Origin of the sequence: Bacteroides sp. CAG:189 (genome assembly GCF_000432295.1) — a bacterium.
GTDB classification, from domain to species: domain Bacteria; phylum Bacteroidota; class Bacteroidia; order Bacteroidales; family Bacteroidaceae; genus Bacteroides; species Bacteroides salyersiae.
The window spans coordinates 18,883-26,485 of the sequence record NZ_HF991073.1; the positions used below are offsets into that span (position 1 = coordinate 18,883).

Here is a 7,603-nt window from a genome sequence, read left to right on the forward strand (position 1 = left end):
CCCGGTACAGCCGCCATCAATCACTTCACCGCTCTGTGTATCTGCTTTCAAATCGTATGCCAACCAAAAATAATTATCCCCTTCAACCAAGCTCTGCGAACAACCGCTCAATTCGAAAGCCGCATTCCCTGTTAAATCAACCTCACCCACTTTCACTGTATTGGCAAAGACATTGCTTTTTCCGGTATAATAAACCGTAGCTTTTGACAAATGAGATAAAACCGTAGTTCCTTCGGCAGTAAACTTAAATGCTTGCGCAACAAGAGGAATAGTATTTTCCGTCTTAATATTGACAGAAAGAATCGGTTGCGAAACATCACCGGCCACAACAGTACCTTCGGTATATTGAGCAGGAACAATTTCTTTCACCTCCATTTGCACGGGAGTATACTCGGACACAACGGCTTCAAAACCATCTTTTAAGTTATAATCGGTTATCTGTATGGTTTTTAAATAGACAGTCAGTGACCCGTCTTCCGCCATTGACTTCACAACCGCCGGTACTCCATTGCGCATGATTGTATTTAAATCAGCTTCACTGACAGTTTTTCCATCGTAAATCTTCATCACATCATCATTGGTAGAAGTGCTATATATATTTTCATATAAGCTTACTTTGGAAAAGTCTATCTGAATTTTATTTCCCGGAGTAGTCGGAACAAATGTTACTGTCCCTTCAAACTTTGAAGAGATTTTCCCATCCTTTCCACCATCATCATAAAAAAAGAGATTATCGCTCCCCACCTGATAAGTGGCGGGAGTAGCAGACATCAGAACCGTATGCGGAATAGTCAAAGTAACGGGGGTAGCCGCTATAAAGCCCTCTACTCCGGTGGTATGGGCAGTCGTTGTTACCTTCGAAACAACAGTTTGCACCTTTGCTCCGAACGCTGCATCCGCCTTGACATCACCTGCAATGGAAAACCAGTTCCGACCGGAAGACAGCGCTTTAGCTAATGTCAAGGTATAAGTACCGTCATTCTCGGTAAAAGTTGTTTCCAAAGGTGTCTCTCCGTCAAAATTCAGTTCAGCACCGGCATACAGTTTCAACTGTCCGGGTTCTACAACTTCATTTATAGGAAGCGTAAACGAAACACTCGTCAGATTCTCCGGTTTCATGATTCCTTCGGTATCTACATAAAAGCTGACTAAATTTACCGCTTTTTTAGCTACAGGCTCGGTTTCCACTTGCTCGTAAGAAGAACCGGCACCTATAACCGTCATATCTTCCACCTTTACACAACTCACTTTAGCTACCCAACCGGAGCAATTGGTTGCATTCACGAAATGAAACCCGACAGAGAGTGCTCCACTGGGATCGGTAGAAAAATAAGTTTTATTGGTATAAGTCCCGCTAAGCGTTTCCAACAGTTCACCTTCCGGCAATTTAGATGTATTTGAAACTCCATAGGTCGTTGTAGGAAATTTATAGTCCGCACCCGGTTCCAAAATTCCGTTATAAATATTCAAGTAAGCCGGATTAGTGGTCCATGAAGTCTCATACTTTAATACCTCTACCGACTCAAAAGTTATTTGAATTACTTTCCCTTCTTCCGCCGGTTTAAAAACAACGGCCGACAAAGAATTGTAGCTACTGCTACCCTTTATCATATCTTCTCCCCAATGATCATAAAACGTAATCTCATCGGAAACGATCACCGCCCCGTCTTCGGGCATTCCGAATTGGGGCATAAGCACAACATTCGGGTTATCAGAACCTTGTCCCCATGAATACATGGGGATGGCACTGAGCACCAATCCGAGTGTCATCAAAAATAAATGCGTAATTCTTTTCATAAGCATTTTAATTAAACAATTATTTGAACTAAAACTAAATATTCAAACTCTTGAATAACTTTTGCCAAACGAAAAAAACAGAGATTGCCCTAAGAAATGCAGGCATTGAAATAGGTCCTAAAACGTCTCTTTTAGTCTATTACTCTCCGCTTTAACTCCCGAAAGCATCAGATATTATAAAAATTGGCAGGTCTTCTGACTTGTCTCTCCCTCCGGATGCCTTCCCATAAAGCAGGGCGCTTTACAGTGACATTCTTATCCGGGTTCTACGAGAATTACAGCAGCGGGTACTGTTACCGATTCGCACGGTATTCCCTTTTTATGCATCACAACTCGATGCAAACCAATTTTTTGCAAAGGTAAACTTTATTTTTGAAGTAATCTCAGAGCCTGTTTAAATTTTCCTTTTAAATGTTTTTATCAGTTTATTTCGTTCTCATTTAAAACCGGCTCTTATTTCAGTTCGTCTTCGGTAAGTTCCCGAATCACCTTGCAAGGATTGCCCACAGCTATCACATTGGCAGGAATATCCTTTGTCACTACACTCCCACCACCTATGATGCTATTATCTCCGATTGAAACTCCCGGCAGTATCACTACATTCCCTCCAATCCAGACGTTATGTCCTACCGTCACCGGATAAGCGTATTCCCAACCGGCTACACGCTGTGCTACATTTACAGCATGCCCGGCCGTATAAATACTCACATTCGGCGCCAATAATACATTGTCTCCGAATGTCACCAAAGCCTCATCCAATATAGTACATCCCATATTGGCATAAAAATTCTCACCAACACGGATGTTATAGCCATAATCGCAACGGAACGGCTGGTTGAATGTTATAGCCATAATCGCAACGGAACGGCTGTTCGATAAGTAGCTGCTTGCCGGTAGCACCTAAAAAATGTTTCAATATTTCAGTACGCTTTTCCATTTCCGACGGATGCAGATTGTTATATTCAAACAATATCTCTTTCGCGCGGGCACGTTCCGTCACCAATTCATTACAAAAAGCCAGGTAAGGTTCACCCGCCAACATCTTCTCTTTGTCTGTTTTCATATCTTTATATATCCTAAGTTACGGGAAATCCGACTTATAAGGACAACAAATATAGATGAATTAATGAAAAGTGGATAAGATTTCTTATAGGAAACCTGATTTTTTACTATAAATAAGCCTTTTGGGAAAAATCGTCAACTATTCCGGTAAAATTGCTATTCTCCTGTCTTAGAAACAACTCTATCTTTGCAATAGTAAAAAACAATAAAGAATGAACTATATGAAATCAATTAAAATCTTAACTGTGACATTTTCGCTTATGTTGACTTTTATAACAACAGCCTGTGCAGGCAATAAAGATAGCAAAAGTATTAACTCTCAAAAAGAAAAGAATGATATGGAAGTAATAGCATTGACCAAAGCAGATTTTCTAAAAAAAGTATATAACTACGAAGCTAATCCCAATGAGTGGAAGTTTGAAGGCAGTCGTCCTGCAATCATTGATTTTTACGCCACTTGGTGTGGTCCCTGTAAAGCGATGGCACCGATACTGGACAGTATAAGCAAAGACTATGCCGGGAAAATCGATGTCTACAAAATAGATGTGGATAAAGAGTCTGAACTTGCAGGAGCATTTGGCATTCAAAGCATTCCCACCCTATTGATGATTCCGGCAAAGGGAGAACCTAAAATTTTACAGGGAGCCATGCCGAAAGATCAACTTACTAAAATAGTAAACGAGTTTCTATTAGAAAAGAAATAAAGGTAGAAGGACGTATCCAAGAGATTTTATAAATACTTCCGGGACATAGAAGTATTTGTTAAAATTGACTCGTTATTTCAGACGCAACTTTCACTGTTACACCGATGTATTGGTTTATCATGAAATAGTAAACCGGGTGTAACCAGTGAAAGTTGCGTCTGATTTATATTCTATTTTTATTTATATATACAAAACACATATTCATTTTGTAATATAAATGCCAATATATGTAATGATGCATTACATATATAGATATCAAAATAACTTCCCATCTTGTTCGGGATATAATGCCTTGTAATATTTGATACGTTCTCCCCAGGGACGGAACTCAAAAGGAAACACATGCTGTTGCTCCGCCCAGCGATTCCACTTCTTCTCCAGACTTTTCACCTTCTCAGGATATTGTGCAGACAGATCTTTCTCCTCAAAAGGGTCTTCTGAAAGGTTTATCAACTCCCAAGAGGATTTTCCATTGGCACGTACCAACTTCCATCCGTCCGAAATAACGGCACAAGACGTCTGATGCTCGAAAAACAAATCACGTGAACGCAATTTTTTATTCTGTATGGCAGGTAAAAGACTGGTTCCCGACAATTTCACTTTCTCTCCCTGAAAAGAAGAAGGGTATCGGACCGATGCCATATCCAGACAGGTAGGAAACAGATCGATAATATGACCGGGTTCCCGGCAAATCGTGCCTTTCTCTTTAATTCCTCTTTTAACAGAATCACCACACTTTATGATCAGAGGTGAACTTGTCCCACCCTGAAAACACCACTGCTTATAGCTACGGTAAGGAGTATTACTCAAATCCGCCATCAACTGTCCCAGATATCCCCCTTCGCTGGTTGCCCCGTTATCGCTCATAAACAGAAAAACGGTATTCTCATAAATGCCCTTCTCCTTGACTGCTTCGATAAGTCGTCCTATACCATCGTCCATGATCTCGATCATGGCGGCATAAGTAGCCATGTCGTTTATCCATTGTTCTTGCTGCCGGGGAGTAAGATCCGTCCACGACGGGCGTTGATCATTGAACTCCCGCTGATAAACCGGCAGTTCCATCGATTTTTTTACCAGCCCACAGGCTTTCTGGCGTTCGAAACGTTGACGACGCAGTATATCATATCCCGCCTTATAACGTTCACGGCAAGCATCCACCCTCTGTTTCGGAGCGTGTAAAGGCAGATGCGGTGCATAATGCGCCACATACAGAAACATAGGAACATCAGCAGGATGTTCCCTCACAAAACTCACGGCGGAATCGGATATGGCCGTGGTATAGTAATAATCATCAGGGAACTCAGTAATCCTTGTCAGACCGGAATATACCGGTTTAGGAACATAATAACTTCCACCGCCACTAAGGCAGCCGTAGTATTTTTGAAATCCGCGTTGCACGGGATAACTTCCGTTGGGTTCATCAAAAGCGCCGTCTACGGTCACATGCCACTTACCGCTCATATATGTAGCATAACCATTGTCGCGAAGCACTTCGGCGATAGTAGGGATATTGGCCGCTATCTGTCCCCGATACCCGGGACGATGTTCATCGACAGCCGTCATCCACCCCATACCGGCTTCGTGCTGGTAATGGCCGGTAAGCAAGGCCGCCCGGCTGGGACAACTACGTCCCGTATTCTTAAACTGGCTGAAACGTATCCCTTCTTCTGCCAAAAAATCAATATTCGGAGTACGCACTTCACCCCCATAACATCCCAAATCGGAAAATCCCATGTCATCACACAATATCAGAATAATGTTCGGATGGTTCTCTTTAGAAGCATTGCCGGCAACGGCACTGTTCCCTATGGAAGATAATATTAGGGAACTTATCAACAGTCTATTCATTCGTTTGGATTTAAAAGTTACTCACGGACAAATATACCGCTAATCAGTGAATGGCAATGTTCACTTTTGATTATTTATTGTCTAATATTATCTAAACTGCAACAAAAAAGAAAGAAACCAAATAAGTTCTTCTGAATTATTCTTAACTTTGCCACGTATCTGAAAAACGGATACATCGTTTTCGTAGAACGATGGAGAAATCTTATTATTATCTGCCATCAAAATCTGGTAAATATTGTAAGATATACACACTATATGCTGTATATCAATATAATAATATCGTATACATCTCATCAAGGAAACGAAACAGGAACAAAATCAATATTTTAAGCGATTCTCGGTTTTTCGCATTTCACTTGGTTTCATCCCTTGCACTTGGTCGCATTCAAAGTGCTTTTCAAAGTAGTTTTCCGATTATCGACCTCTTATCCGAAGAATGCCGTTCGGTGTTTCATTGATGAATTATTGCAGCCAAAAGAAAAAAAGACGGGCTGTGGTCTCTGCCTTACATCTTCATTGAAACTTGTATTTTCCGCAAAGGTGGTTGTTTCTCTATAAAGCCATAGGCATATAAAAGCAAATATGCCTACCTAAATATAGTTTACTTTGATTTAGCATATATAAGGCTAATGCACAAACTAAACTGAATTTTCAACCCATTTCCATTACCTGACGATTTGCCAAACATACAGCCAAAAGAGAAGAAAGGTTCACTGTATATTTTCTCTTTTCGCTGCAATATTTTATCGAGTTCTTTTTGGATACGCTACATAAAAGCATTTTTTGTAGTTTAGTCTATAAAAACTGTTTCTGATTATTTTTATAGCATAATATTTTATATCTTTGCAAAAAGAGAAGATATATCATGAATGCAATAGAAGTGTTAGCTCAACAACAAGCAGATGAAATCTTGCAATTGGAAACTGCGTACGCAAATCTATATCATGCCTATGAGCGTGGAAACAGAGACGAAATGATATCTGCATATAGAGCTGCAGGAAACGTAAATGTCGGTATTCAAGACCTCGGAGACAGAATATTCAATGAAACAAAACAGGTTTTATGGTCTAAAGGAATCACTCCAGACATACGACCTTGTTCAATATCGCTCATCTATGATGATGTAATCTTGAGGTCTAATATTGAAGGCTGTCTTAACGTATTGCTGGCAGAACTTCAATCAAGGCACTTCTATCGTTCTAACAATACATATGCTCAACGTATGTTATATCGTCCCAATCATACGTTTCGTCAAGATGAAGTTTTGTATGAGTCTAATATCCGACAACTCAAGGTCGCTGATTTGCTTGCCGTTGCTAAGTACGCAATCGGTGTTGCCGAAGCAATAGAGCCGAGCAACAAGCTATATGCACAGGCAAATGGAGCAATTAGCGTCTTACAGGGGATTGATACTATACTCAATAATAAACCGGAAGATAAACCGACAAACAAGATGTTGCATTTGGCAACCAGTTTTATATCTACGGTTGTGAAATCATCACTTAGAGACGATGACGCCAAACGAGGAGTGACAGCAACAGCAATAATGATCGATTTGGCGATCGATTTCTTTTGCAAGAAATAAAATAAAAGCGAAATGGATAAACCGAAGAACCGCATAAAAGAGGTGCTTGAAGAAAAAGGCATCAAGCAGACATGGTTAGCAGACAAACTCGGAAAGAGTTTTTGCATTGTCAATTCTTATGTCTGCAACAGACGTCAGCCAAGTTTAGATGTGTTATTCGAAATTGCGAACATCCTACAAGTTAATCCGAAAGATTTGATTAGCAGTAAATAAGTCCAAATATATGGAACAATGCGAAATCATAAAATGTTTTGAATTAAAGTATTAATCTGTTTAATCGCTTTAATGATTATCGATTTGGTTGACTTTAAAAAGATTGATTAAAAACAAAGGGCACAACGAATAAAATTTATCCAAAGAATATTCTTGATGAATATATTGTTAGACACGAATATCATTATCCCATTGGAAGATACGAGTAGAATTCTCGATTCTTCCTTTGCCGAACTGCGGAAACTTTCTGCAGAGCAGAGCCATTGTCTGTATATTCATCCGATGCAGCTTGAAGACATTAACCGAGACAAGAATCAAGAAAGACGAAAAATCGTATTATCTCGGTTAAAGCAATATTCAAAGATAGAAAATCCACCAATCTTATCCGATC

At 40.0% G+C, this 7,603-nt stretch carries 6 protein-coding genes, 1 pseudogene and 1 riboswitch; of the genes and pseudogenes, 4 read left to right on the forward strand and 3 right to left on the reverse strand.

Annotated elements, in window-relative coordinates:
• A partial coding sequence (locus tag QVP90_RS10255; RefSeq protein WP_288204258.1) for a BNR-repeat neuraminidase N-terminal domain-containing protein occupies window positions 1-1,797 on the reverse strand: 1,797 nt, incomplete at its 3' end.
• Window positions 1,798-1,965: 168 nt separating this feature from the next.
• A riboswitch (cobalamin riboswitch) is annotated at window positions 1,966-2,160 on the reverse strand.
• Window positions 2,161-2,250: 90 nt separating this feature from the next.
• A pseudogene (locus tag QVP90_RS10260) lies at window positions 2,251-2,860 on the reverse strand (sugar O-acetyltransferase).
• 220 nt (window positions 2,861-3,080) lie between these two features.
• Here QVP90_RS10260 and trxA point away from each other — a divergent pair.
• Entirely contained in the window at window positions 3,081-3,563 is a 483-nt protein-coding gene (gene trxA / locus QVP90_RS10265) for a thioredoxin (RefSeq protein WP_192917487.1), read from the forward strand.
• A 255-nt stretch (window positions 3,564-3,818) separates the two neighbouring features.
• On the opposite strand, the gene QVP90_RS10270 is transcribed toward trxA, so the two are convergent.
• Window positions 3,819-5,414, reverse strand: a complete 1,596-nt coding sequence (locus tag QVP90_RS10270) for an arylsulfatase (protein WP_021936351.1) — start codon at window positions 5,412-5,414, stop codon at window positions 3,819-3,821.
• 865 nt (window positions 5,415-6,279) lie between these two features.
• Here QVP90_RS10270 and QVP90_RS10275 point away from each other — a divergent pair.
• The 3 genes from QVP90_RS10275 to QVP90_RS10285 all read left to right on the forward strand — a co-directional run.
• On the forward strand, window positions 6,280-6,999 hold the full coding sequence (locus QVP90_RS10275; RefSeq protein ID WP_021936352.1) for a hypothetical protein: 720 nt from the start codon (window positions 6,280-6,282) through the stop codon (window positions 6,997-6,999).
• Between the two features lie 12 nt (window positions 7,000-7,011).
• Entirely contained in the window at window positions 7,012-7,212 is a 201-nt protein-coding gene (locus tag QVP90_RS10280) for a helix-turn-helix domain-containing protein (protein WP_021936353.1), read from the forward strand.
• Between the two features lie 156 nt (window positions 7,213-7,368).
• The coding region (locus QVP90_RS10285) for a hypothetical protein (protein ID WP_288204261.1) at window positions 7,369-7,603 on the forward strand (235 nt) is incomplete at its 3' end.

What these genes read in the sequence shown, in the direction of transcription:
- trxA (WP_192917487.1), top strand. Translation starts at nt 3,081, where the DNA reads ATGAAATCAATTAAAATCTTAACTGTGACATTTTCGCTTATGTTGACT.
- QVP90_RS10270 (WP_021936351.1), bottom strand. Translation starts at nt 5,414, where the DNA reads ATGAATAGACTGTTGATAAGTTCCCTAATATTATCTTCCATAGGGAAC.
- QVP90_RS10275 (WP_021936352.1), top strand. Translation starts at nt 6,280, where the DNA reads ATGAATGCAATAGAAGTGTTAGCTCAACAACAAGCAGATGAAATCTTG.
- QVP90_RS10280 (WP_021936353.1), top strand. Translation starts at nt 7,012, where the DNA reads ATGGATAAACCGAAGAACCGCATAAAAGAGGTGCTTGAAGAAAAAGGC.